Origin of the sequence: Peribacillus sp. FSL E2-0159 (assembly GCF_038643155.1) — a bacterium.
Taxonomy (GTDB): domain Bacteria; phylum Bacillota; class Bacilli; order Bacillales; family DSM-1321; genus Peribacillus; species Peribacillus simplex.
In genome coordinates this window covers 5,750,146-5,775,123 of sequence record NZ_CP152053.1, presented here as the reverse complement: position 1 = coordinate 5,775,123, position 24,978 = coordinate 5,750,146, and the positions used below count along the sequence as shown (strand labels likewise).

The 24,978-nt window shown below is 42.6% G+C and carries 23 protein-coding genes; 18 read left to right on the top strand and 5 right to left on the bottom strand.

Translation table 11 applies throughout. The features are described from left to right. Window positions 1-19 precede the first annotated feature (19 nt). The 7 genes from NYE63_RS28245 to rbsB all read left to right on the top strand — a co-directional run bounded on the left by NYE63_RS28245 (window position 20) and on the right by rbsB (window position 7,813). Window positions 20-1,831, top strand: a complete 1,812-nt coding sequence (locus NYE63_RS28245) for an IucA/IucC family siderophore biosynthesis protein (RefSeq protein WP_342603652.1) — start codon at window positions 20-22, stop codon at window positions 1,829-1,831. A gap of 343 nt (window positions 1,832-2,174) precedes the next feature. Then, window positions 2,175-3,161: a LacI family DNA-binding transcriptional regulator gene (locus tag NYE63_RS28240; RefSeq protein ID WP_342603651.1), complete on the top strand. Its 987-nt coding sequence runs from the start codon at window positions 2,175-2,177 to the stop codon at window positions 3,159-3,161. Further along, complete coding sequence (gene rbsK, locus NYE63_RS28235; protein WP_342603650.1) at window positions 3,158-4,042, top strand: ribokinase; 885 nt, start codon at window positions 3,158-3,160, stop codon at window positions 4,040-4,042. The genes NYE63_RS28240 and rbsK overlap by 4 nt, the downstream gene beginning before the upstream one ends. Further along, window positions 4,039-4,431 carry a D-ribose pyranase gene (rbsD, locus tag NYE63_RS28230; RefSeq protein ID WP_342603649.1) on the top strand — a complete coding sequence of 131 codons (393 nt, stop codon included), beginning with the start codon at window positions 4,039-4,041 and terminating at the stop codon, window positions 4,429-4,431. The genes rbsK and rbsD overlap by 4 nt, the downstream gene beginning before the upstream one ends. 18 nt (window positions 4,432-4,449) lie before the next feature. Beyond that, a complete protein-coding gene (locus NYE63_RS28225; protein WP_342603648.1) occupies window positions 4,450-5,931 on the top strand; it encodes a sugar ABC transporter ATP-binding protein in 1,482 nt (493 codons plus the stop codon). A gap of 1 nt (window position 5,932) precedes the next feature. Then, a complete protein-coding gene (rbsC, locus tag NYE63_RS28220) occupies window positions 5,933-6,877 on the top strand; it encodes a ribose ABC transporter permease (RefSeq protein ID WP_101223945.1) in 945 nt (314 codons plus the stop codon). A 15-nt stretch (window positions 6,878-6,892) separates the two neighbouring features. After that, entirely contained in the window at window positions 6,893-7,813 is a 921-nt protein-coding gene (gene rbsB, locus NYE63_RS28215) for a ribose ABC transporter substrate-binding protein RbsB (RefSeq protein WP_342603647.1), read from the top strand. A gap of 192 nt (window positions 7,814-8,005) precedes the next feature. On the opposite strand, the gene gdhA is transcribed toward rbsB, so the two are convergent. Next, window positions 8,006-9,388: an NADP-specific glutamate dehydrogenase gene (gdhA, locus tag NYE63_RS28210; RefSeq protein ID WP_342603646.1), complete on the bottom strand. Its 1,383-nt coding sequence runs from the start codon at window positions 9,386-9,388 to the stop codon at window positions 8,006-8,008. 155 nt (window positions 9,389-9,543) lie between these two features. Between gdhA and NYE63_RS28205 the strand changes: the two genes are divergently transcribed. From NYE63_RS28205 to NYE63_RS28195, 3 genes are all read left to right on the top strand, one after another. Further along, a complete protein-coding gene (locus NYE63_RS28205) occupies window positions 9,544-10,446 on the top strand; it encodes a LysR family transcriptional regulator (protein ID WP_342603645.1) in 903 nt (300 codons plus the stop codon). A gap of 409 nt (window positions 10,447-10,855) precedes the next feature. Beyond that, entirely contained in the window at window positions 10,856-11,848 is a 993-nt protein-coding gene (locus NYE63_RS28200; protein ID WP_342605885.1) for a PTS sugar transporter subunit IIC, read from the top strand. Between the two features lie 110 nt (window positions 11,849-11,958). Continuing rightward, entirely contained in the window at window positions 11,959-13,158 is a 1,200-nt protein-coding gene (locus NYE63_RS28195; protein ID WP_342603644.1) for a class I SAM-dependent rRNA methyltransferase, read from the top strand. Between the two features lie 85 nt (window positions 13,159-13,243). On the opposite strand, the gene NYE63_RS28190 is transcribed toward NYE63_RS28195, so the two are convergent. After that, window positions 13,244-13,915, bottom strand: a complete 672-nt coding sequence (locus tag NYE63_RS28190; protein WP_342603643.1) for a lysoplasmalogenase — start codon at window positions 13,913-13,915, stop codon at window positions 13,244-13,246. 136 nt (window positions 13,916-14,051) lie between these two features. After that, window positions 14,052-15,320, bottom strand: a complete 1,269-nt coding sequence (locus tag NYE63_RS28185) for a dicarboxylate/amino acid:cation symporter (RefSeq protein WP_342603642.1) — start codon at window positions 15,318-15,320, stop codon at window positions 14,052-14,054. A 167-nt stretch (window positions 15,321-15,487) separates the two neighbouring features. On the opposite strand from NYE63_RS28185, the gene NYE63_RS28180 reads away from it, so the two are divergent. The 3 genes from NYE63_RS28180 (at window position 15,488) to NYE63_RS28170 (ending at window position 17,799) form a co-directional block, all read left to right on the top strand. Beyond that, window positions 15,488-16,294 carry an alpha/beta hydrolase gene (locus NYE63_RS28180; protein WP_342603641.1) on the top strand — a complete coding sequence of 269 codons (807 nt, stop codon included), beginning with the start codon at window positions 15,488-15,490 and terminating at the stop codon, window positions 16,292-16,294. 283 nt (window positions 16,295-16,577) lie between these two features. Continuing rightward, the gene (locus NYE63_RS28175; protein ID WP_063234332.1) at window positions 16,578-17,333 is read left to right on the top strand and encodes a threonine/serine exporter family protein; all 756 of its coding nucleotides are present in this window, start codon (window positions 16,578-16,580) and stop codon (window positions 17,331-17,333) included. Window positions 17,334-17,349: 16 nt separating this feature from the next. Continuing rightward, window positions 17,350-17,799, top strand: coding sequence for a threonine/serine exporter family protein (locus NYE63_RS28170; protein WP_174524181.1), 450 nt, complete (start codon window positions 17,350-17,352; stop codon window positions 17,797-17,799). 117 nt (window positions 17,800-17,916) lie between these two features. Here NYE63_RS28170 and NYE63_RS28165 read toward each other — a convergent pair whose 3' ends face one another. Beyond that, window positions 17,917-19,455, bottom strand: a complete 1,539-nt coding sequence (locus tag NYE63_RS28165; RefSeq protein WP_063234262.1) for a cation acetate symporter — start codon at window positions 19,453-19,455, stop codon at window positions 17,917-17,919. Between the two features lie 14 nt (window positions 19,456-19,469). After that, complete coding sequence (locus tag NYE63_RS28160; RefSeq protein ID WP_144480656.1) at window positions 19,470-19,808, bottom strand: DUF485 domain-containing protein; 339 nt, start codon at window positions 19,806-19,808, stop codon at window positions 19,470-19,472. A gap of 269 nt (window positions 19,809-20,077) precedes the next feature. Here NYE63_RS28160 and NYE63_RS28155 point away from each other — a divergent pair, with 269 nt between their 5' ends. The 5 genes from NYE63_RS28155 (at window position 20,078) to NYE63_RS28135 (ending at window position 24,932) form a co-directional block, all read left to right on the top strand. Continuing rightward, window positions 20,078-21,046 carry an efflux RND transporter periplasmic adaptor subunit gene (locus NYE63_RS28155; RefSeq protein WP_342603640.1) on the top strand — a complete coding sequence of 323 codons (969 nt, stop codon included), beginning with the start codon at window positions 20,078-20,080 and terminating at the stop codon, window positions 21,044-21,046. A gap of 1 nt (window position 21,047) precedes the next feature. Beyond that, window positions 21,048-21,788, top strand: a complete 741-nt coding sequence (locus NYE63_RS28150) for an ABC transporter ATP-binding protein (RefSeq protein WP_342603639.1) — start codon at window positions 21,048-21,050, stop codon at window positions 21,786-21,788. After that, on the top strand, window positions 21,715-22,905 hold the full coding sequence (locus NYE63_RS28145) for an ABC transporter permease (RefSeq protein ID WP_342603638.1): 1,191 nt from the start codon (window positions 21,715-21,717) through the stop codon (window positions 22,903-22,905). Before NYE63_RS28150 ends, NYE63_RS28145 begins: the two co-directional genes overlap by 74 nt. A 106-nt stretch (window positions 22,906-23,011) precedes the next feature. Then, entirely contained in the window at window positions 23,012-23,683 is a 672-nt protein-coding gene (locus tag NYE63_RS28140) for a response regulator transcription factor (protein ID WP_137017756.1), read from the top strand. A gap of 10 nt (window positions 23,684-23,693) precedes the next feature. Beyond that, the gene (locus NYE63_RS28135) at window positions 23,694-24,932 is read left to right on the top strand and encodes a HAMP domain-containing sensor histidine kinase (protein ID WP_342603637.1); all 1,239 of its coding nucleotides are present in this window, start codon (window positions 23,694-23,696) and stop codon (window positions 24,930-24,932) included. The last annotated feature ends 46 nt before the right edge of the window (window positions 24,933-24,978 follow it).

The window sequence follows — 24,978 nt, the reverse complement described above, 5'->3', positions numbered from 1 at the left end:
GAAGGGAAGGGAGAATTATATGCAGTTCATAAATGAAGTGGAACAGGCGGTTTCAGAAAAAAATTGGTACATAGTAAACCAAAACCTGCTGGCCAAGATGATTTCTGAGTACATGTATGAAGATATGATCCATCCAGCTGTTCTGAACGAAAATGCAACAGGAAACCTATATGAGTTAAAGATAAATGAGGGGAAATCTTATCAATTTTTGGCGTCTCCCCGCCTTTTTGACAGCTATGAAGTACAAGCCGAGTCGATCCGGGTATGTGAAACGGAAGGTTTTACACAAGCCAATGATGCCATTCAATTCATTCTAGACATCCAGCCGTTAATTGGGATGACTGCAGAAACAACAGGACATTTAATCAAAGAATTCCATCATACGCTGCTTGCGGATCTCCAATTGCTATCCAAACCTGAACAAGATGCGGATGATTTAGTCGAACTGGATTATGCATTACTTGAAGGAGAAATGAGCGGTCACCCTTGGATTGCTTATAACAAGGGAAGAATCGGATTCGGTTATGATGATTATTTGAAGTTCGCTCCAGAAAACCAGAAGGAAGTTCAGTTATCTTGGATTGCCGTCCATAAAACGAGGGGTGAGTTCAATTCAATCGAAACGTTATCCTATAAGCAATTGATGGAGAATGAACTGGATGGGGAAACCCAAAAATCATTTGCAAAAAGATTGACGGAAAAAGGGCTGAACGCAGAAAACTATTACTACCTCCCAGTCCATGAATGGCAGTGGAAGAATGTAATCATCCAGAACTTTACCGATGACTTGGCTAAAGGGCTGATCGTAGCTTTGGGAAATGGTCCTGATGAGTATCTGCCGCAACAATCCATTCGGACATTTGTTAATGTATCGAATAAGGATAAACATCATGTAAAGCTGCCGATGAGCATTTTAAATACGCTAGTCTACCGTGGATTACCAGCGGAGCGCACAGTAATTGCCCCAAAAATCACAACGTATATAAAGAACATTTATGAAAATGATTCATTCTTGAAAGAACAATGCAAAGTAGTGCTTCCTGGTGAAGTGGCCAGTTTAAATGTTGATCATCCGTTTTACTCCAAGTTAGAGAATGTACCCTATCAATATTTAGAGATGCTGGGTGGCATTTGGAGAGAAAGCATATACAGTTATATGGAAGAAGGCGAAAAACCCATTACGCTTGCGTCCCTTTTACATGTGGACAGCAATGGAAAACCATATGTGGAAAGTCTTATTGAAAAATCGGGATTGACTGCAGAAGCCTGGACAGCTCAATTATTCGACGTCATTCTATCACCATTACTACATTTTATCTATCAATATGGATTGGTCTTCTCGCCGCATGGTCAAAATACCATTTTAGTTTTGAAGGATTACAAGCCTCACCGTTTGGCCATCAAGGATTTTGTAGATGATGTGAACGTCAGTGATCAGCCGCTTCCTGAATTAAGCAGCCTTCCTGATGATTTAAGGAAAGTACTAAGAAGTGAGACTCCCGAGGGGCTGGTTCAATTCATTTTCACGGGACTATTCATCTGTCATTTCCGATATTTGTCCACACTTCTGATGAAGAGGTCCCTTTTGGATGAGAATGTTTTTTGGGAAGGTGTCGCTCAAACAATCCTTTCACATCAGAAAAAATTCCCGATGTTACAGGATCGTTTCGATACATTCAATTTCTTTGCGCCAAAATTAACGAAACTCTGCCTGAATAGAAATCGGATGCTTCAATATGGTTATAGCGATGGTGAAGATCGCCCGCATGCATCTGAGTTTGGGCATGTGAATAATGCCCTTTATGAAAAGTTACCTGCAAAAACGCTATAAAGTTAAACTGGCTCAGACTTTTGGGCCAGTTTTCTTTTGGCTTTTACAATTAGACCGTTGATTTCCGCTCCAGGCACTCGCTTTCCGCGGGCGGTCAGGGAGTCTCCTCGGCTTGCGCCTGCGGGGTCTCCCCTAGACGCTCTTTCCCGCAGGAGTCTCGTACACCTGTTCCAATCAACTTTGTTAAAAAATTTATAGAGCGATAATAGTTAACAAAAGGATTATTTTATCCTTTTTGGTCCAAATTTCTCAAAAATTATCTTTGGAATAGGGCTTGCCGTTCATATAAATTGGTGATAAGCTATTGTGTAAACGGTTACACAAAATTATTGAGGGTGATATATTGGCAACTATTCGGGATGTTGCAAAGGAAGCTGGGGTTTCTGTGGCAACGGTTTCCAGAGTTATGAATGGCAGTGGCTATGCACATGAGGACACAAAAAAGGTGGTCATGACAGCTGTTGAAAAATTAAATTATAAACCGAATGAAGTGGCAAGATCCCTCTACAAACGTAAATCCAAATTGGTTGGTTTGATTTTGCCGGACATTACGAATCCCTTCTTCCCAGAAATGGCAAGAGGTGTCGAGGATTATCTGCAGCAATTTGGGTATCGGTTAATTTTTGGAAATAGTGATGAAAAGAGAGATAAAGAAATAGAATATATTGACACTTTTTTGCAAAATAATGTAGTGGGCATGATTGCTTCAACTAGTGAAGAAGCCAATGAAAATTTCGATAATCTGGATATTCCAGTTGTCCTTCTAGACCGTACAGCAGAGAAATTACCAGCTGTTTATTCCGATCAAAAGACAGGCGGTAAGCTGGCAGCACGCGTATTGCTGGATAGAGGCAGTACAAATATAGTCCTCATTAGGGGGCCAGTTGAAATAAAACCTGTATATGAACGGTACATGGCAGCATTGGAAGAATTGAAACAAGCAAAAGTGAATGTGCAAGTCATGGATTCATCCCTAACTCTTCAGGGCGGCCAAACTTGCGTGAAGCAGCTGTTCGAGCAATATCCGGAAACGGATGGAATCATCGCTTGTAATGATATTGTTGCAGCCGCCGCACTTCAAGAAATCTTAAAACGGGGAATACGGATACCGGAAGACATACAATTGATCGGCTATGATGATATCGCCTTCACAGCGTTATTGCACCCGCCGTTATCGACAATTCGGCAGCCAGCCTATGAGATGGGGGCACAAGCGGCGGAAATGCTAATTAAAAGGATCAATCAAGAAAAAATGGAAGTAACACATAAAAAGCTCCCTGTTTCTTTTGTGGAGAGACAAACAACGAGAAGGAAGGCGGAGAAGACATGATTAGAATTGCAGTAGTGGGAAGTTCTTCAATGGACTTAGTGGTGACATCAGCCAAGCGGCCAATGGCTGGGGAAACGGTTTTAGGAGAGTCCTTTATCACGGTTCCTGGAGGAAAGGGAGCGAATCAGGCTGTTGCAGCTGCACGTCTTGGTGCAGAAGTGTCGATGGTTGGATGTGTAGGAGATGATGTCTATGGAGAGATCATCTTAGAAAACCTGAAGAAAAATCATGTAAACACGGAGTATGTGGAACCGGTTACAGGTTCTGCTTCCGGGACAGCACACATTACCCTTTCGGAAGGTGATAACAGCATTATTGTCGTAAAAGGTGCGAATGATTTCATTACTCCTGAATATGTACAAAAGGCGAAAAAGGTGATAGAGGAATCGGATATCGTGATGGTTCAGCAGGAAATACCTGAGGAAACGGTGGAATATCTGGCTGAATTATGCAAAACGCTTCAAAAGAGATTACTATTGAACCCAGCTCCCGCCCGCAAGCTAAGCGAGGCTGTCATTCAACAGGCATCATTCCTTACTCCGAATGAACATGAATTCGAGATACTATTCAATGGGAGAGATAGAACGAAAGTCTTGACTGAGCATCCCAATAAATTATTCATTACCGAAGGAAAAAATGGCGTCCGTTATTTTGACGGACATGAAGAAAAGGTTGTTCCAAGCTTTGAAGTGGAAGCGGTGGATACAACAGGGGCAGGGGATACATTCAATGCTGCCTTTGCCGTGGCTGTTGCAGAAGGAAAAAGTTTTGACGAATGTTTGTTATTCGCGAACCGGGCAGCCTCCATTTCCGTGACGAAGTTAGGCGCACAAGGTGGCATGCCGCAAAGGATAGAGGTCGAGAGGGGCTTTGAAGCATGAAACGTCAAGGAATCATCAATAGTTCAATAGCCAAGGTCCTGGTTGACCTTGGTCATACCGATTATATTGTCGTAGGTGATGCCGGGCTGCCGGTGCCACCTGGAGTTTGCAAGATAGATTTAGCATTGACGCCTGGAACACCATCATTTCAAGATGTCGTCCGGGCGATTCACGAAGATATGGTTGTTGAAAAAGTAATCGCTGCCACAGAAGTGAAGGTTAAAAACCCGGAACAGCATCAATATATGGAGCAGCAATTCGGAGCAGTGATTGAATATGTTTCCCATGAGGATTTTAAAAGGCTGACAAGTAACGCGAAAGCAATAATCCGGACCGGGGAGACGACGCCATATTCAAATTGCATATTGCAGTCTGGAGTATTCTTTTAAAGAAATGAGATGATGAGCATGCAAATCGAAATGCACAATATTTATAAAGCATTTGGTCAAAACAAGGTATTGGAAGGTGTTCATTTTTCTTTAGAGGCCGGGGAAGTACATGCACTAATGGGAGAAAATGGTGCGGGGAAATCAACCTTGATGAACATTTTGACCGGGCTGCATAAACAAGATCAAGGAACGATTGAGATTAACGGTAAGGAAACCTCATTCAAGGATTCAAAGGAAGCGGAAGAGGCGGGAATGGCCTTTATCCGTCAGGAATTGAATATTTGGCCAGAAATGACCGTGCTGGAGAATCTATTTATCGGCAGGGAAATGGTGAATACTTTCGGTGTTCTGAAGACGAAACAAATGAAAGCGCGTGCAAACGAGATTTTTAAAACACTTAATATTTCCCTTCCTTTTGATAAGGAAGCCGGATTTTGTTCTGTCGGGGAACAGCAAATGATTGAAATTGCCAAGGCGCTCATGACGGATGCCGAAGTCATCATCATGGACGAGCCCACGGCCGCTTTAACTGATAGGGAAATAGAGAAGCTCTTTGAAGTGATGAAGGGACTTACCAAAAAGGGTGTATCGCTTGTTTATATTTCTCACCGAATGGAAGAAATATTCGCCATTTGTGACAGGATCACCGTAATGCGTGACGGGAAAACAGTCGATACAAAAAGAATTGCAGATACAAATTTCGATGAAGTCGTTCAAAAAATGGTCGGGCGGGAGCTGGAGGATCGTTTTCCTCATCGTGAAGCGAATCCTGGCGACATAGTCCTTGATGTAAAAGGTTTAACTAAAAAGGGGCTTTTTGAAGATATCCATTTCGCGGTCCGGCAAGGTGAGATTGTCGGTGTAGCCGGATTGATGGGAGCAGGCAGAACAGAAATAATGCGCGCCCTTTTTGGTGTCGACCAAATAGACAGCGGTGAAATTAACATTGAAGGCAAGAAAGTTTCCATACGAAAACCAACGGATGCAGTTCGACACGGCCTTGCTTTCATTACGGAGAATCGTAAAGAAGAGGGGTTGATCCTGGACTTTTCTGTAAGGGAAAATATCGGCTTGCCGAATCTCAAGAGTTTTGCTCCTAACGGAATCGTAAAAACGGAAGATGAGATGAACTTTGCCGAAATGATGATTAAGCGACTTCATGTAAAGACTTCTTCTGCTGAAACGGTCATCGGCAATCTATCCGGAGGAAATCAACAAAAGGTGGTAATAGCCAAATGGATCGGCACTTCCCCTAAAGTTTTAATTATGGATGAACCGACCCGAGGCATAGATGTTGGTGCAAAACGTGAAATTTACGAGTTAATGAATGAATTGACGGAGCGAGGCATCGCCATCATCATGGTTTCGTCAGAACTTCCGGAAATCATTGGAATGAGTGATAGAATCCTTGTGGTTCACGAAGGTGAGATTGCTGGGGAATTGTTAAAGCAGGAAGCGACGCAAGAAAAAATTATGGCATTGGCGACAGGAGGGAACTAGGATGAAACTTGAGGCTACAGGGAAAAGCGGGATTTGGCAGAAATTTGGTCCGTTACTCGCCCTAGTACTTTTATTTATCGTAATAACCGTTTTAAATCCATCATTCATGGAACCGAATAATATATTGAATTTATTGCGTCAAACCTCCATCAATGCACTTATTGCATTTGGAATGACCTTTATCATCTTGACAGGTGGCATCGACTTGTCCGTCGGTTCCATTTTAGCTCTATCCAGCGCACTTATGGCTGGTATGATGGTCTCGGGATTAGATCCGATTTTAGCAATATTAGTAGGGATTCTGCTAGGTGCAATAATGGGTGTAATCAATGGGATTCTCGTTTCAAAAGGAAAAATGGCGCCTTTCATCGTGACACTGGCCACCATGACGATTTTCCGGGGATTAACGCTTGTGTATACAGATGGAAAGCCGATTACTGGAATTGGCGATTCTGTAATGTTCCAGATGCTGGGGAGAGGTTACTTCCTGGGAGTGCCAGTACCAGCGGTTGTGATGGTCATCGCTTTCTTAATCCTATGGTTCCTGCTTCATAAAACATCCTTTGGCCGTAAAACATATGCCATTGGCGGGAATGAAAGGGCTTCCCGTATTTCTGGGATTAAAGTTGACCGAGTCAAGGTGGCCATATATGGTCTGGCCGGTACGATGGCAGCAATCGCTGGTGCCATTTTAACATCCCGTCTGAATTCAGCACAGCCGACGGCAGGCCAATCCTATGAAATGGATGCCATCGCAGCCGTGGTGCTAGGTGGAACGAGCCTTTCAGGCGGTAAAGGGCGATTGTTCGGTACGCTGGTGGGTGTCTTGATCATCGGTACCTTGAATAACGGCATGAATTTACTTGGTGTATCCTCTTTCTACCAGCAAGTGGTAAAAGGTGCAGTTATATTAATCGCGGTCTTACTCGACCGTAAAAAATCATAAGAAGAGGTGTAATCAATGAAAAAAATAGTATCGATCATCATGGTTCTTTCTTTAATGGTCTTAGCTGCATGTTCAATGGATTCTGGTCTAAAAGATGATAAAAAAGAAAAGAAAGACTCCATGAAAGACGTGAAAGTCGGAGTCAGCATCTCTACTTTAAACAATCCATTCTTCGTTTCCTTAAAAGATGGTATTGAAAAAGAAGCAAAAGAAAAAGGCATGAAAGTCACAGTTGTTGACGCCCAGGATGATACGGCAAAACAAATTAGCGGAATTGAAGATTTAATTCTTCAAAAGGTTGATGTCCTTCTTGTGAATCCTACTGATTCTGCGGCAATATCTTCAGCCGTTCAATCAGCAAATGAAGCGGGCATTCCCGTTATCACGATTGACCGCTCTTCAGACGAAGGCGACATTGAAACGTTCATCGCTTCCGACAATGTGGCTGGCGGGGAAATGGCTGCAGAATATCTAGTTAAAGAGCTTGGCGAAAAAGCGAAAGTGGTAGAACTTGAAGGGGTATCCGGAGCATCTGCAACTCGTGAACGAGGGAAAGGTTTCCACAATATTGCGGACAAGCAGTTAGATGTCCTGACAAGCCAAACGGCGGAATTCGACCGGACAAAAGGGCTTAACGTCATGGAGAATATCCTGCAAGGCAATAATGACGTCCAAGCGGTATTCGCCCATAATGATGAAATGGCACTTGGTGCCATTGAAGCAATCAAGGCAGCAGGAAAAGACATCATCGTAGTTGGTTTTGACGGAAATGATGATGCATTGAAAGCAGTTGAAAATGGTGAACTAAAGGCTACAATCGCCCAACAACCGGCACTTATCGGTGTAGAAGCGGTTAATGCGGCTGAAAAAATCTTAAAAGGCGACAAAGTGGACGACACAATATCCGTTCCATTGAAATTGGTCACTAAAGAATGATTGTCTTCCAAACAAAAAGAGTGCCGGAACTTTTCCGGCACTCTTTTTGTAGTATTAAAAATTGTTTTAATCTCATTGATGTTATCTGAGTGTGGATATTCAGCTTGAATTGATATGAATAAGAGAGTAAAAGAAAGTGAGTTCACTCTTTTAAGGCGGCCCATCGGAACCGCCTCTTAAATCAACTGATTGCTAGAGTATACCTTGAGTCAGCATAGCGTCCGCCACTTTAAGGAATCCGGCAATATTGGCCCCAACAACTAAGTTGCCAGGCGAACCATATGCTTCTGCAGCCTCTACACTGTTTTTATAGATGTTTTTCATGATCTCATGCAGTTTGGAATCGACATCTTCAAAAGTCCAAGGCATTCTGGCACTGTTTTGGGCCATTTCGAGTGCAGAAACGGCTACGCCGCCTGCATTGGCCGCTTTTGCTGGTCCAAAAAGGATGCCGTTATTAAGGAATACATCAATGGCCTCAAGGGTTGAAGGCATATTAGCACCCTCACCGACCGCCTTCACATTATTTTTGACCAGTAATTTTGCTGCTTCTTCATCGATTTCATTTTGTGTGGCACAAGGAAGTGCGATGTCACATGGTACAGACCAAATGCCGTAGCTTCCTTCATGGTATACAGCTTCCGGGTGCGCATCGATATACTCGCTCAATCGTTTTCGTTCCACTTCTTTTAGACGTCGAATTGTATCGAGGTTCAGACCATTTTCATCGTATATGTAGCCATTGGAGTCGCTGCACGCAACAACTTTTGCGCCTAGCTGTGTAGCTTTTTCAATGGCATAAATGGATACATTGCCAGATCCGGAGATAACGACAGTGCTGCCATGGAATTGTAACCCTTTGTCTTTTAGCATTTCTTCGACAAAATAAACCGTTCCATATCCAGTCGCTTCTGTACGGGCCAAGCTTCCGCCATAACTTATGCCTTTACCAGTTAGAACACCAGCTTGGTAGCTGCCCTGCATCTTTTTATATTGACCGAACAGGTAACCGATCTCCCTTGCACCGACTCCGATATCACCAGCCGGTACATCTGTATCAGGTCCGATATAGCGAGCTAGTTCTGCCATGAAACTTTGGCAAAAACGCATGATTTCCGCGTTCGATTTTCCTTTTGGATCGAAGTCCGATCCGCCTTTTCCCCCACCAATCGGCTGGCCTGTAAGAGAGTTTTTAAAGATTTGCTCGAAACCAAGAAACTTTATGATGCTGGAATTTACAGTGGGATGGAATCGAAGACCGCCTTTGAATGGCCCGATTGCACTGTTGAATTGTACACGGAAACCACGGTTGACTTGAACATTTCCCAGGTCATCAACCCAAGAGACACGGAAGGTGATCATTCTTTCGGGTTCAACCAGCCTTTCCAATATCCCGCTTTTCATATATTCAGGATGTTTCGCAAAAACGGGGACCAATGAAAGGAATATCTCCTTTACGGCTTGGTGGAATTCACTTTCGTGGGGATTACGCTCCTTTACCTGTGCGTATACTTGACTTACGAACTCTCTGGCATCTTGTAATTCCTCATGCTCGACTTCCTGTGAAGTTGTCATTGTTCTCTCTCCTTTAAATATAGTCATAAAATATTAAATAGGGTAAGTCTATCGGTTTTTATATGATACTTTCATGATATAATTTAAAAGTGAAACGAACAATCTGAATATTAGATAAATAACATGCTGTTTTGATATGAAAGAGGGAGCTTAGATTGGAATTAAGGCAAATCGAATATTTCATTGAAGTGGCAAAGCGTGAACATATGACGGAAGCAGCAGTGGACTTGCATGTTGCCCAGTCTGCTGTCAGTCGCCAAATTTACAATTTAGAAGAAGAGCTGGGCGTGCCCTTATTTATCAGGGAAGGCCGAAAGATTAGATTGACACCTATAGGACATACATTTTTATCTCATATGGAACAGGCTATGAATATAATCGATCGTGCCAAGCGTGAGATGGCTGAAAGCCTGGATCCAGAAAAAGGGACAATCCGCATTGGATTTCCCAGCAGTTTAGCTTCTTATATATTGCCAAGGGTCATTTCCGACTTCAGGGAAAGTTATCCGCAGGCAAAATTCACATTGAAACAAGGTTCATATCGCTACCTGATAGATTCTGTGATAAAAGGTAACATAAACATGGCCTTGATTGGCCCACTGCCGATGAATGAAAAGAAAATCAAAGGTGAAACGCTATTTATTGAAAACTTAGTTGCCCTTTTACCAGAAAGCCATCCTTTGTCATTGAAGAAATCATTATCCTTAAATGAGCTTCAAGGAAACCCGTTCATCGTATATCCAAAGGGATATGTTTTAAGGGATCTCGTTATGAATGCTTGTAAACTGCATGGCTTTGAACCGGAAGTGGCATTCGAAGGAAAGGATACAGATGCTATAAAAGGCCTTGTGGCAGCAGGTCTGGGTATAACCTTGATTCCTGAGATTTCCTTGATTGATAGCTTGCCTCGTTTTACGGTTAAATTGCCGCTAGAGGATCCATCCGTAACCAGGGCTGTAGGGGTCATCGTTCCGACTGATAGGGAACTGATGCCAACGGAGAAATTGTTTTACCAATTTTTGAGGAACACTTTTGCAAAATTGGAAGGTTTTCAATAGAAATGAGATGGGTATCTATTAGAAAAGTCATAAATCCAGCTAGTGAGAGAATCCTTGAATCGGGTTCTTTTTTTTTGCTGCAAATATATCGAAATATCTCCATACAGCACATCCTTAAAAAGGATAATTTATTTTGAAATAATACTATATTTGTTTTTCTTGTATAAGAGTGTATTCAAACCTTATTTTTTGAAAACGCTTTTATTTTATTAGAATAAAAATACCACTTACATTATCAGAAAATTCATGTTATTATACGGGCAGACATTATAGGTAGCGGTGCGATATACTTAATGGGCTTTTAAAATGAAGACATTTATTTTTTTTTCGATTTTTTGAAATTGAATATTCTGATAATTAATTAAGGAGTGGAGATAAAGTGAGCAGAAAAGAATACATCAGCGATCGAATGTACAGGGCATCAACAGGGATAGCCAACGCTGTCTTGGTTACATTAGGGATCGGGTTATTGTTTGAATCCATAGGGGGATATTTAGGTTGGGAGGTCTTCCTGGCAATAGGCGGGGCCGCAAAGGTCTTGCTAGCACCAGCTTTAGGAGCAGGTATTGCATACCAGCTAGGAGGAAATTCATTAATTATCTTTAGCGCCATGGCTTCAAGTGCTGTTGGAGGTGCTGCCATTCACAGAACTGCTGAGGGTGCCTTCACGATTGTTACGGGTCAGCCACTAAGTGCTGTCCTGGCAGCAGTAATTGCAACATATATAGGTAAGCGCCTAATCGGCAAAACGAAGTTGGACATCATGGCCATCCCAATGGGAGCAGTTCTTGTCGGCGGAGTTTCGGGATATGGCCTGGCTCTTGTCACCACTCCGCTCCTAACATGGATAAGCAGTCAAACCACCGCCGCGGTCGAGGGTTCTCCCTTAATCGGTTCCATGGTCATAGCCTTGGTATGGAGCATTTTATTGATGACACCGGCGTCTTCCGCTGCACTGGCGATCGCCCTGCAATTAGATCCCGTTTCCAGTGCTGCAGCTCTAATCGGATGTACCGTTCAGTTTGTCGGGTTCACTGTCATGTCATATAAAGATAATGATATGGGCGGGTTCCTGGCACAGATGGTCGTTACGCCAAAAGTTCAATTTCCTAACTTAATCAAAAAACCATTATATGTAGTTCCGCCTTTTGTGGCGGCAATCATCTGTGCCCCTATCGCTACCTTGGCATTCGATTTTCAAGTGCCGTATGAGCTTGGAGGTATGGGGTTAAGTTCAATGATTGCCCCGATTGCCATCATAACTGGTCAGGGGCTGTACACGTTCTTGGTTTATGTGGCAGTGGGTATGGTATTGCCAGCTGTGATCACACTTGCCTTACATCGGGTACTGAAGATGATGGGTAAAGTTAAACCAGGCGATCTACATTTAGAAGTATCATAATCAAAGTTTTCTTAGAAACCAGCCTGGTTAAGGAACCAGGCTGGTTTTTATTTATAAAGGGAATAGGGTAAAATGGGGGGGATAGCATTTGCATAGATAGGATGATATATATGGGAAAAGAAATAGATATAAAAGTGAAAGCTAAGTTCGTGAGTAAAATCGGCAAGGGCTTTCCCTTGATTGTTAAAGAGTCGATAGCCAACCTTAATGACCTTCATGAAGAGGGGTCCTTAGTGCGTTTGGTAGATGAAAACAACCGTTTTCTAGCAAAAGGATATTATGGTAAACAGAATAAGGGCTACGGCTGGGTATTGACCAGAAGAGAAAATGAAAAGATCGATCAAACCTTCTTTAATGGCAAAATCCAGGCAGCATATGAATTTCGAAAGTCTTTTTTTGAAGATGGGGAGACTACAGCTTTCCGCTTGTTTAATGGGGAAGGTGATGGAATAGGCGGTTTAATCATTGATCATTATGATGGTCACTATGTCATTAGCTGGTATAGCAAAGGGATATATTCCTTTAAAGACTACATCATTAAGGCGTTGCAGGAAACGGTTGAGGTCAAATCGATTTATCAGAAGAAACGCTTTGATACAAAGGGGCAGTACGTGGATGAAGACGATTTTGTCATGGGTGAACAGCCTGCATTTCCGCTTCTTGTAAAGGAGAATGGAGTCCATTTCGCTGTTTATCTGAATGAAGGGGCAATGGTCGGTGTCTTCCTTGATCAACGCGATGTTAGAAGGAAAATTCGGGATGAATACGCAAAAGGGAAAACGGTGTTGAATATGTTCTCCTATACTGGGGCATTCTCCGTGTTTGCCGCTTTAGGCGGTGCTGTTAAAACAACGAGTGTCGACCTGGCTAATCGCAGTTTACCAAAGACGATCGAGCAGTTCAGTGTGAATGGAATAGATCCTGAAGCCCACAATATCGTGGTGATGGATGTTTTTAAGTATTTTAAATATGCAGTGAAGAAGGCTTTGAAATTTGAAATGGTCATCCTTGATCCGCCCAGCTTTGCCAAATCGAAGAAGTTTACTTTCAGTGCCGGGAAAGACTACACGAATCTATTGAAGGATACCATTTCCATTACGGAGGACAATGGGGTCATTATCGCCTCAACTAATTGCAGTACGTTCGACATGAAAAAATTCAAGAACTTCATTGATGTTGCCTTCAAGGAAATGAATGGGAAATATGAAATCATGGAACAATTCTCATTGCCGGCTGATTTTAAAACAATTCCGGAATATAAGGAAGGGGACTATTTAAAAGTAGTCTTCATAAAGAAAATTAAAGGATAAAAAAAGGCGTCCACAGTTCAAGCAGAGCTGTGAATGCCTTTTTTTTAATGAAAATGTTTCATGTGGAACGATTGGACATTCAGATTCACTGGATAGGCCGTTCACTTTTCAAACCTTTTGATAAATGAAAAGCAGGTTTCATGCGAATGCTGTTAGCGATGCAAAACTGGGCTGCATAGTAGGTAAGCATGATAAGTGGACCAGAAAAGGCAACATCATCGATAAATTTGTTCCAAGATAAAATGGAGTCGGAAATCACGAACAGGACCCCGCCGGTGATTGTGGTCGCATTTCCGGTCATAAATGCCGTCCAGCCCATGAGGGAGATGACCGTTACATAACAGATTACAGGGATGATGAGGTTATGTTCACCTTTTTCAATTAAAGAACGTACAATTTCACGGCCAATCCAAGTGGAGTAAATGCTAATCGGAAGAATCGTCGCAAATCGAAGCCATGAAAAGGTCCACAGTCTAAAGAATGCCGAAATATAGAATAGGTGGCCGATCAAGAAGGCGGAAAGCCCGATGACGAACCAGATCAACAAACCATCTCCAAGCATGCAAAAGAATAAACCAAGCAGTATTAAGGATTGGTAACGGTCCCGTCCTCCCGCATTTGTGCAGGCGTAGAGCAAAATCAATAACATGGGGATGACCTTGAACATGATTTTAATGATTAAAGGCTCTTCCGGTATAAAAAATATATATAATAGTCCCGTGATAAGGATTGCGGCAGGCAAGCATTTCATTAACATTCAATTCCCTCCTTCAATCTTTAATTCTATGTTAGGGAAAGGAAACCCTTGTCAATTAAAGAACTGTTTGAAAGAAAGTCGCGAAAATGAAAAAACTGGCTCCTGTTTTAACCAGGAGCCAGTTCATGTTATAGAGTCATACGGCCGAATCTTCTTTAACGAATGCTTGTTTTAACCAGTTTTTTCCCTCAACAAACCTTGTGACAAGCATGGCACAAACCGTGTTTCCTGTTGAGTTAAGCAGTGTAGCGGGAGCATCGATAATCGTGGATATAACGGCAATGATAGGCAGGACTTCAACAGGGAAGCCGAATACACTAAGAATCAACATTTCCCCAATCATGCCGCCCCCAGGAATGGCACCCATAACAGCTCCAACCAAAAAGGCAACAGCAAGTATACTTAAAATGCTTGAAATGCTTGTCATATCCTTTCCAAATAAACTGAATAGGAAAACGATTTTCAATACCCCACCGAATACCGAACCATCTTTATGAGTGTTGGCTCCGAGTGGGATGACAGTCTCCGCTATATCCTTTGGCACGCCCATTTTCTTGACTGATTCCAGATTGACTGGAATGGATGCGGCACTAGAACAAGTTGCGATGGCTGTAATGGATGGTGTCAGGGCATTTTTCCAAAATAGTTTTACTCCATCTTTCCCGCCTGCGATAAAGGCATATAAAGTGAAGAAGCCGAAATAATAAATCAAGGCCAAGACTATATAAAGAATGAAAGTGCGAGCATAGCCTTCTAAAATCTGCGGCCCAAGCTGCCCGATAATCGCCGCGAAATAAGCACCAAGTCCAATTGGGGCATAGTACATGACGATTTTGACGACCTTCATCATGACAGCTGTACCTGCTGTCAAAAACTCAGTGATTGGTCTTGCTTTCTCACCGACCAGTGCAGTGGAAAGTCCGATTAATACTGAGAAAACGATAAGCTGAAGCATATTGCTTCTGGAGAAAAGTTCTGGAAAGTCGGACACGGTTACTGTGTTGACCAGTTGACTGAAGAAAGAGACTTTTTCGATGGCCTCTTCAGAGGAACTGTTTTCCATCAGTTCTTTAATGGCTGTAGTATCTGTGCCTTCCAAGGGATTGACGATGGTTGTCCCAATAAATCCAATGACGGCAGCTAATGCGGCCGTTGTCAGGAAAACGAGAACGATACTGCCCATGATTTTTCCGAGACGCTTCATTCCGCTCATATTGGCAATCGCTGAAGCAATGCTGAAAAATACCAATGGCACGATGATCGTGAACATCAGATTTAAGAATAAGTCCCCTAGCGGCTGTATGACCGAGGTTTTCTCCCCGAAAACGACGCCCGCTATCCCACCGATAATAATGGCAGTGAGCAGTATTAAAGAGGATCGATAGTTTTTGATAAAGCTCTTCATTAAAATTCCGTCCTTTCAGGATGAAGATATCAATAAAAATATACTTCATTATCAACTCTAAAATGAGGTTTGACAATATTTTTTTATAGGAAGGAATGTTAAAAGAAGAAATGCAATAAATAATAATAGGGGATGGGTTGTGAAAAATACCGTGAAGGAGGGGTAGAATGGCATTTGTTGAGGTGGACGAAGGCGTTCGGTTGTTTTATGAAGAAAAGGGCCAGGGGAGACCGATTATTTTTATCCATGGTGTGTGGATGAGCAGCCGGTTCTTTAGAGGGCAGCTTCCGTACTTTTCAGAAAAATATAGAACGATCTTACTTGATTTAAGAAGCCATGGCCAGTCAAATCATGTGCATTACGGAAACACGGTCTCCGTTTATGCAAAAGATCTTCATGCATTCATAGGTAAGCTAGGATTAAGGGATGTCATACTTGTAGGCTGGTCCATGGGGGCATTTGTCGTTTGGGATTATCTTAAGCAATTCGGTGAGGGAAATATTCATTCAACTGTGATTGTGGATGAATTGGCCTCTGATTTTAAGTGGCCCGATTTTAATATTGGTGCATTTGATATGGAAACATTGATTGCCTTCATGACTGAAATTCAAACGAATCGTGCCCCATTTTTAAAAAGCTTCCTTGCTTCCATGTTCAACAATGAATTATCTGCAGAGGATGCAAGCTGGATGCTTGGGGAAGTGACCAAAATGCCGGAATCCATTGCTAGTAGCATTCTATTTGACCAATCAATTGTGGACTATCGTGAATTCTTGCCAGAAATCAATATTCCGACACTTCTCTGTTTTGGAAGGCATGAAAAAGTCATTCCAGTAGCTGCAGGGGAACATTTGCATAAAAACATTCCGAATTCCAAACTAGTAGTCTTTGAAGATAGTTGCCATTGTCCATTTATGGAAGAAAGCGATTTGTTTAATGAAACAGTGGATTGCTTTATTCAAAAGGGAGTATAGTCGTACAGGATATGAAAAAGGGGATGCAGGGTTCGTGCCCGCATTCCTTTTCTTTATGGTTATAAATGAATTTTTCTACTAACTAACCGGTTTCGGCAAGAAATAAAGGGAATACTGGTACTAAGGGAGTCAGTAGTGCAGGTTAATGGAATTGATAAATTAAATAGGTAATATTTTTATATCCTTTTCACAGGAATTGGGCTATTATGAGGTGGATTTAAATTGGTATGATCGTTATCTGTTATTGAGAGAAACTCATGCAGGAAGTGATGGTGAGGATAAAATGGATGATCGTTTACCATACAATGAAATTATAGATGTATGTTTACTTGCGGGAAAAATCATGCTTCAGAATGGAGCGGAAACTTCGCGGGTGGAAGATACGATGGTAAGAATCGCTGCAGCGTTTGGATGCGGTGAGTCACATAGTTTTTCGACCCCTACAGGAATTATTTTTTCGCTGGATGGTATGCACCCAGCTTCAAAATTAATTCGAGTTTCCCAACGATCTACAGATTTACATAAGGTGACGCTGGTTAACAGTATATCCCGAAGCATTTCCAGCAAGGAAATGACACCGGAGGAAGCTTATCTAAGGTTAAAACAAATCGAAAAGGCCGGGATGGGGTATCCCATGTGGGTACAGGTCTTTGCTGCGTTTATAGCAAGCGGCTGCTTTTTAATCATGTTCCAAGGACAGTGGAATGATTTCATCTGGTCCTGTATAGCTGGAGGAATGGGATTCACTTGCCTGCTTTATTTGCACTGGTTACTGGAAGTTCGCTTTTTTGCTGAATTCATCGCCTCTTTAGTCGTAGGTTTAGTAGCTATGTTCTTCGTCCAGATTGGAGTTGGAAGTCATTTGGACACGATAATCATTGGAGCGGTGATGCCGCTTGTGCCAGGGCTGTTAATTACGAATGCTGCCAGGGATTTAATTGCAGGACATTTGGTTTCAGGTCTATCCAAGGGTGCGGATGCAGGTTTGACTGCTTTAGCCATTGGGGCAGGAATATCGGCTGCGTTTGTTTTCTTATGATTTTAGGGGAGGAAGAATGATGATTGCACAGCTTATTACAAGTTTCATTGCCTCAGCCGCCTTTGGAGTCATCTTCAATGTACCGAAGAATTCATTGTTTCAATGTGGTTTCGTAGGGATGTTAGGATGGATATTATACTTTGTCCTGGTTGAAAATGAGATAAACAGCATCATTGCAACATTATCTGCTGCATTTATCGTTGCTGTTATCAGCCAGTATTTTGCTAAAAGGTATAAAACGCCGATCACTATTTTCAATGTATCGGGAATCATCCCCCTCGTGCCTGGAGGTTTGTCGTATGATGCGATGAAGCACTTTGTCGGAAATGATTTTTATGTCGCCGTTCAGTTGGCCGCCAAGGTCTTTATGCTGGCTGGTGCCATTGCGATGGGACTGATCTTTGCAGAAGTCATGAATCAGTTAGTAACTAAGTACAATAAAAGGAAGTTAAGATTGAGAAGTTAGAGTGATTATTTTAAAACCTTCCTGATAATATGTTTCTAAATAAAGAGAAAGGAGAGCAGGTCGAACACCCTGATCTCCTTTCTTTTTTTAATATTTTAAAATAATAATAAATTTAGCTTATATAGGATCTTTCATCCCAGTATTAGCAGTAACCAAAATTTCGTCGAATTTTTTGGCATCAGCTTTCTTGCTTGACAGAAGTGTTCCGACGATGGCTGCGATAAAACCAATCGGGATGGAGATGATGCCTGGATTGGCAAGCGGGAATAATGGCTCCCCAACGAATATTGCCGCTCCTTCTACCGGTGACCAGACATTGGGACTTAGGAACACAAGCAATAAAGAACTGACCAGTCCAACTATCATGCCCGTGACAGCCCCAGCTGTGTTAAAACGTTTCCAGAATACCGTGAAGACAATGATGGGCAGATTGGCACTGGCAGCGACGGCAAAGGCAAGTGAAACAAGGAAGGCGACATTCATGTTTTGGGCAAATAAGGCAAGGATGATGGAGAGGACGGATACTCCGATGGATGCCCAACGAGCAGCAACGACTTGTTCCTTGTCAGTGGCTTGACCTTTCCGGATGATGTGGCCATAGAAGTCATGGGCAAAGGCAGATGCTGCCGATAGAACGAGACCTGCTACAACCGCTAAAATGGTAGCAAAGGCAACTGCAGAGACAAAGGCGAACAGGAAGTCACCCCCAATGGCTTCGGCAAGCAGCGGAGCAGCCATATTGCCGGCCGCATTCGCGGCTATGATTTTGTCGTATCCAACAAAGGCTGCCGCGCCAAAGCCGAGGAATATGGTCATTATATAGAAGATGCCAATGATCCAAGTGGCATATACTACGGACTTTCGGGCTGTGATGGCGTCTTTCACCGTAAAGAAACGGATGAGAATGTGAGGAAGTCCCGCTGTACCGAGTACAAGCGCTAAATTAAGGGATAAAGTATCCAAAGGATCCTTGAATTTATTACCTGGGTTGAGGAAATCCCCGCCCAAAGGAGTGGCTGTTTTCATCTGCTTGAACATCTCGATCACGCTAAAGTCGAATTTCGCCAACACGATGATGGAGATGATGAATGTACCTGCCATCAATAAAACGGCTTTAACGATTTGGACCCAACTGGTGGCCGTCATACCGCCAAATACGACGTAGACGGTCATTAAAATACCTACAATGATGACGGAGTAAAGATAATCAATACCAAGTAAGAGTTTTATAAGGGCACCTGCACCGACTAATTGGGCGATCATATAAAAGGTTGATATGGAAATGGTGTTAAGGGCAGCAACCCCGCGTACTTTCTTTTCATTGAAACGGGCAGCGATCATGTCTGCCAATGTATACTTACCAAGGTTACGGAGCGGTTCGGCCACGATATAAAGAACGACCAGATACGCAACCAGAAAACCTATGCTATAGAAAAAACCATCAAAACCAGAGAGTGCGACCATGCCGGCTATCCCCAAAAATGAGGCGGCGGACATATAATCTCCCGCAATGGCCCAGCCATTCTGCCAGCCAGTAAGGCTGCTGTCCGCCGTATAAAAGTCCGCGGTCGTTTTGGTGCGCCGTGAAGCAAAATAGGTAATGACCAATGTTAGCCCGACAATGATTAGGAATAATATAAAAGCAAGTATATTCATTATGAATTCACCTTTTATCCTTTCGCTTCTTTAACGATTTTTTCTACTAATCGGTCAAATGTCGCAGCTTTTTTGGAATAGAGGATGCATAATGTCCAGGTCATGATAAATTGAGCGAAGGCAAAAATCCAGGCCCAGCTGATTGTCCCGAAAGCATAGGAGTTTAGAACTTTAGAATAGGAAGTTAGTATGGGTAAGGTGAAATAAAAGACCATGAAAAAGATGGATAGCGGGACGATGAAATTGCGTTTTTTCCTTAAGAGTTCTTGAAAAGATTGTGATTGGACGATCTTGGTGTAGTCCGTGGAAGCGCTTACCTCGGTTTCCTTAGCAATTGAATCGTTTGATGCCAAGTTGGTTCCCCCTTCATCATTATTGATTTGGATTTCATTACCAATTTTCGATAACAGTATCAGTATATATTTTTCAGAATATATTGTAAATTTAAATGCTAAATTTAAATCTTTTTTCGTTCGACATAGTTTTAATTTTTACGCACAAGCAAAAGGAGTGTGCTGTATAAACGAAAGATCATGGAAATCAAACACATGGCCATTAAGGAAAAGTTAAGCTTCTTTCACGATACTGGTTTCAACGAAGGAAATCTGAAAGGAGAAAAATGATGAAAAAGTTGATAATGATAGGTACGGTTTTAGTGCTGGCGATTGGGGGATGCGTTTGGTTTTTCATGAAGGACAATGCTGAGCCTGTAATTGCAAAGTCGGTGACGGCTACAGTTGAAAAGGGAGATCTTGAAGTTCAAATAAGCGGTTCCGGATCGGTCGCCGCAATCAATAGTGAGGACATCACTTCCTCTGTAACGGATGAAGTGGATGAAGTCCTTGTAGCGAAGAATGAATTGGTTGAGAAAGGTGATGAACTCATTACCTTCACGGATGGAAGTGACCCGATTACGGCCCCATTCGATGGTACCGTGACAACATTGGATGTAGAAGAAGGGGATCGTGTATCAAGCAGTGAAGTGGTGGCACATGTTACGGATTATAAAAAATTGAAAACCACGATCAGTGTTGATGAATTGGGTGTTCCAAGTGTTAAAAAAGGACAAACAGTTGAAATTAAAGCCAGTGCTTTTGAAGATGAAACGTTTTCGGGGAAAGTGACCAGTGTAGCAAAGGAAGGTACATATGAGAATGGAGTTTCTTCGTTCGATGTCACAATCAAGATTGACAAACCTGGCGATATAAAAATTGGGATGTCGACTGAAGTGAGCATTTTGACGAATAGTGTAAAAGATGCTTTATATGTTCCGATTGAAGCAGTCCAAATGGACGGTGAAGAGAAATATGTGAATATACAACAATCCGGTACAACTGAAGGAGCTGCTAGTACAAAGACAGTGGTTGAGACTGGGATTAGCAACAATAGGTATATTGAAATAACTTCGGGTCTTGAAGAGGGCCAGTTTGTTTCCTTGCCTATTACCATCAATGAAAGCTCCACTGGCAGTGGCGGTGAGGGAATGAGGGGAGGCCAAGGAGGCGAAATAAGAATGCAGAGCGGCAGCGGTATGCCGAGTGGCGGGATGCCAAGCAGTGGCGGAATGCCAAGCGGCAAGGGAGGTCAGTAAAATGGCGAAACCCATCATAAAAATTAAGAACATGTCTAAATCATATGAATTAGGCGGTGAAACGGTTAAGGCACTTCAAGATGTCTGTCTTACAATCGATAAAGGCGATTTCATTTCCATCATCGGCCCATCTGGATCAGGGAAATCGACGTTCATGAATATGATTGGCTGCCTTGACAAGCCTGACATGGGTGAATATCTTCTTGATGGAAAAGAAGTGGAAAAGATGAAGGATAATGAGTTAGCCGCCATTCGTAATATTAAAATAGGATTTATCTTTCAAAATTTCAACCTGTTGGCAAAACTGACAGCGTTGGAGAATGTCGAACTTCCCCTGGTTTATAGAGGGGCAAGCATGAAGGAAAGAAGAGAAGTGGCCAATGCGTGTCTTGATATGGTTGGCCTGAGTGACCGGAAGAATCATCTGCCGACCCAACTGTCGGGTGGACAGCAGCAAAGGGTTGCGATTGCAAGAGCACTTGCCGGTAACCCTCCCGTTTTATTGGCGGATGAGCCGACGGGGGCTCTGGATAGTAAAACGAGTAAAGAAGTGCTGCAGATGCTGAAAGAATTGAACGAAAAGGGACAAACAATCATTCTTATAACCCATGACTTGGAAGTGGCAAAAGAAGCAACTCGTGTCGTTCGGATACAGGATGGTCAGCTATTTGAAAACGGAGGTGATTGGATTGAACTTGAGCGAATCAATGAAGATGGCTATACGCAGTATCAAAACCAATAAAGTCAGAGCATTTTTAACCATGCTTGGGATCATTATTGGAGTTGCTTCCGTAATCGTTCTGGTTTCGATTGGGCAGGGTTCCTCACAGTCCGTTCAGGATGAGATCAATAGCCTGGGAACGAACCTGATAACGGTAAGTGTCACGGATACCGACTCCGTAGAGCTGACGGATGATACGATTGAACAGTTTAAAGATCTGAACGGGATATCTGAAGTGGCGCCTGTAGTCACTGGACGCGTTTATGCAAAAAACGGGGAAGCTACAGCACAGGTTTCAATGACCGGTGCAACTTCCTCCTACTTATCGGTTAGGGATCTAGAGCTCAGTCAGGGCCGGTTTTTGACGGATATTGAAACGGAATTACGCTCCAAGGTCGTTGTCCTGGGGTCAGATACGGCCAACACGCTTTTTGAAAATCAAAAAGCGGTGGACCAGAACGTGCTGATCGGCGGCGTTTCCTATCGAGTGATCGGTGTCCTGAAATCAGTAGGCACTTCAATGGGATCGAGCGGGGATGATGTAATCATTGCACCGATCACCACTGCCGAACGTGCTACAGGCAGCACGACTATCGGAACCGTATATTTAAAAGCGGAGAACGAGAATATCATAGATAGGGCAATGTACCAGGTACAAGGTACGATGACCACATCATTCCCAGAACAGAGTGATAACTATTCGGTGTCCAATCAAGAAGATCTGATGGATACAATGAGTTCTGTGTCGGATACGTTCACACTCATGCTTGGCGGTATTGCCAGTATTTCATTACTAGTAGGCGGAATTGGAATCATGAATATCATGTTGGTTTCCGTATCAGAGAGGACGAAGGAAATCGGGATTAGAAAGGCAATTGGGGCAAATCGGAAATCGATTCTTCTCCAGTTTTTAATTGAAGCAATGGTCTTGAGCTGCTTGGGGGGATTGTTGGGAGTTGGAATTGGATTGGGAATCGCAAAATTGATTTCAGTTTTTTCAAGTTTAACGATTAGTTATTCATGGTCGGTGACATTGTTTGCCTTCTTATTCTCCATTTTAATCGGGATAATGTTTGGCGTATTTCCTGCCAATAAGGCATCCAGGTTAAATCCAATCCAAGCACTGCGTCACGAATGAACATTCAATTTGAAAGAAAGCAGGCGATTAAAAGCCCGCTTTCTTTTGCATATGAAAAAGGATAAAATCAACATATCACAATTGAGGCGGTTGGGAGGTACCATTCATGAAGGTTTTGGTGGTAGAAGATAATGTTTCATTATTGGAATCGATCCGACAAATTCTGACGGATGAATATGAAGTCGATACAGCAGATAATGGGGAAGATGGGCTATTCATGGCTCAGCAAAGTATATACGATATCATCATTTTGGATGTAATGCTTCCGGGAATCGATGGATTTGAAATCGTACGGAAAATCAGGGAAGCAAAAATCGATACAAGTGTCTTGTTTTTGACGGCAAAAGATGCGCTTGAGGATCGTGTCAGAGGATTGGAAATGGGTGGCGATGATTATTTAGTCAAGCCGTTTCAAGCACCGGAACTTAAGGCCAGGATTCGTGCCTTGCTTCGAAGGAGTGGTATTATATCGCTTGAGCAGCATGTGAAATACCGTGGAATTGAATTGTTGGAAAAAGAGAAGGATATTTTGGTTGATGGAAAAGTCATTAAAATGACCTTGAAACAGTTTGAATTACTGGAGTATTTAATTCAAAATAATGGAAAGATATTGACCCGTGAGCAGATTTTCGACCGCATTTGGGGGTTTGATTCAGATACGACGATTGCCATTGTGGAAGTGTTCATCCATCACCTTAGGAAAAAATTGGAACCTTTCAATTATCATAAAGATATTCAAACCGTTCGGGGTATTGGTTATATGCTAAAACAACCATAAGGGGATCATTATGTTCCAAAAAACACGGCTTCAACTAACATTATTGAATTCTATCGTCTTTATTGTCTTAATAGCCATATTAAGCAGAACGATTTATTTCTATACGGAAAATCAAATCTATATGGATGTCAATGATTCACTTAACAAGGATTACAGGGATTTCAATAATGGAGGCATGCCAGGCGGACGTCCGCAAGGTGAGTTTCTTTTAGGACCGGGGCCAAGCGTCATCGTTTGGGGACCGGATGAGACGATCATTGAGCCAAGACTGAGTGTAGACAATTTTATTAAGGTTAATGAATCGGAATTTTACCCTAAAAGATTTGATGAGATCGAAGAAATATCGGTGAATGGGGCGACGTATCGTGCACTTTCCACCAAGGTCGATACAGAGTATGGAGAGATGACGGTACAATTCATCAGGAATGTGGATACAGAAAAAGAAATGCTCGATCGATTGCTGCTCATATTGTTTGTTGGCGGGGGAATTGGAAGTCTAGTGGCGGTAGGCGCAGGCTATCTTCTGGCAGGACGGGCCCTGATCCCAGTCAAGAAATCCTGGGATCAGCAGCAGCAGTTTGTCTCGGATGCTTCGCATGAAATTCGAACGCCGCTTGCTGTCATTCAATCGCGGGCTGATTTGTTATTTCAATCACCTTCAGCGACAATCGAGGAAAAAGCCGTTGATATATCCATCATTTCGAAAGAAGTCCGGCGATTGAATAAGCTTGTTAACGGACTTTTGACCTTGACCAGAACGGATTCGAATCAAATGGAGGTTAAGAAATCGAACTTTTTCCTTGATGACTTACTTATGGATATCGTGGAACAGTATACGGATATAGCTTCTTTTCAAGAGAAATCAATCATTAGCCATGCTCCCGAGCAGGTGGTGTTTCATGGGGATAAAGAGAGAATTCATCAGCTATTGGTGATCTTGGTGGATAATGCCATGAAATTTACCGAGGAAGGCGGGGAAATTTCCCTATCCTGCATCAAAAATGCTTCATCAATCATTCTTACTGTAGAAGATAATGGAAAAGGCATTCCGCAGGAAGATCTCCCCTTGATTTTTAACCGTTTTTATCAAGTGGAGCAATCCCGTTCAGCAAATGAAGGCTCCGGCTTAGGTCTATCCATTGCCAAATGGATTGTGAACACACATCAAGGGAACATCAAGGTTACTAGTGAACAGAATGAACGCACCCGTTTTGAGATCACTTTTCCTAGAAATCAAAGGAAAACTTAATCCACCTTTAGATGCCACCCAATATCAAAAAGACCCAAAAAGACCC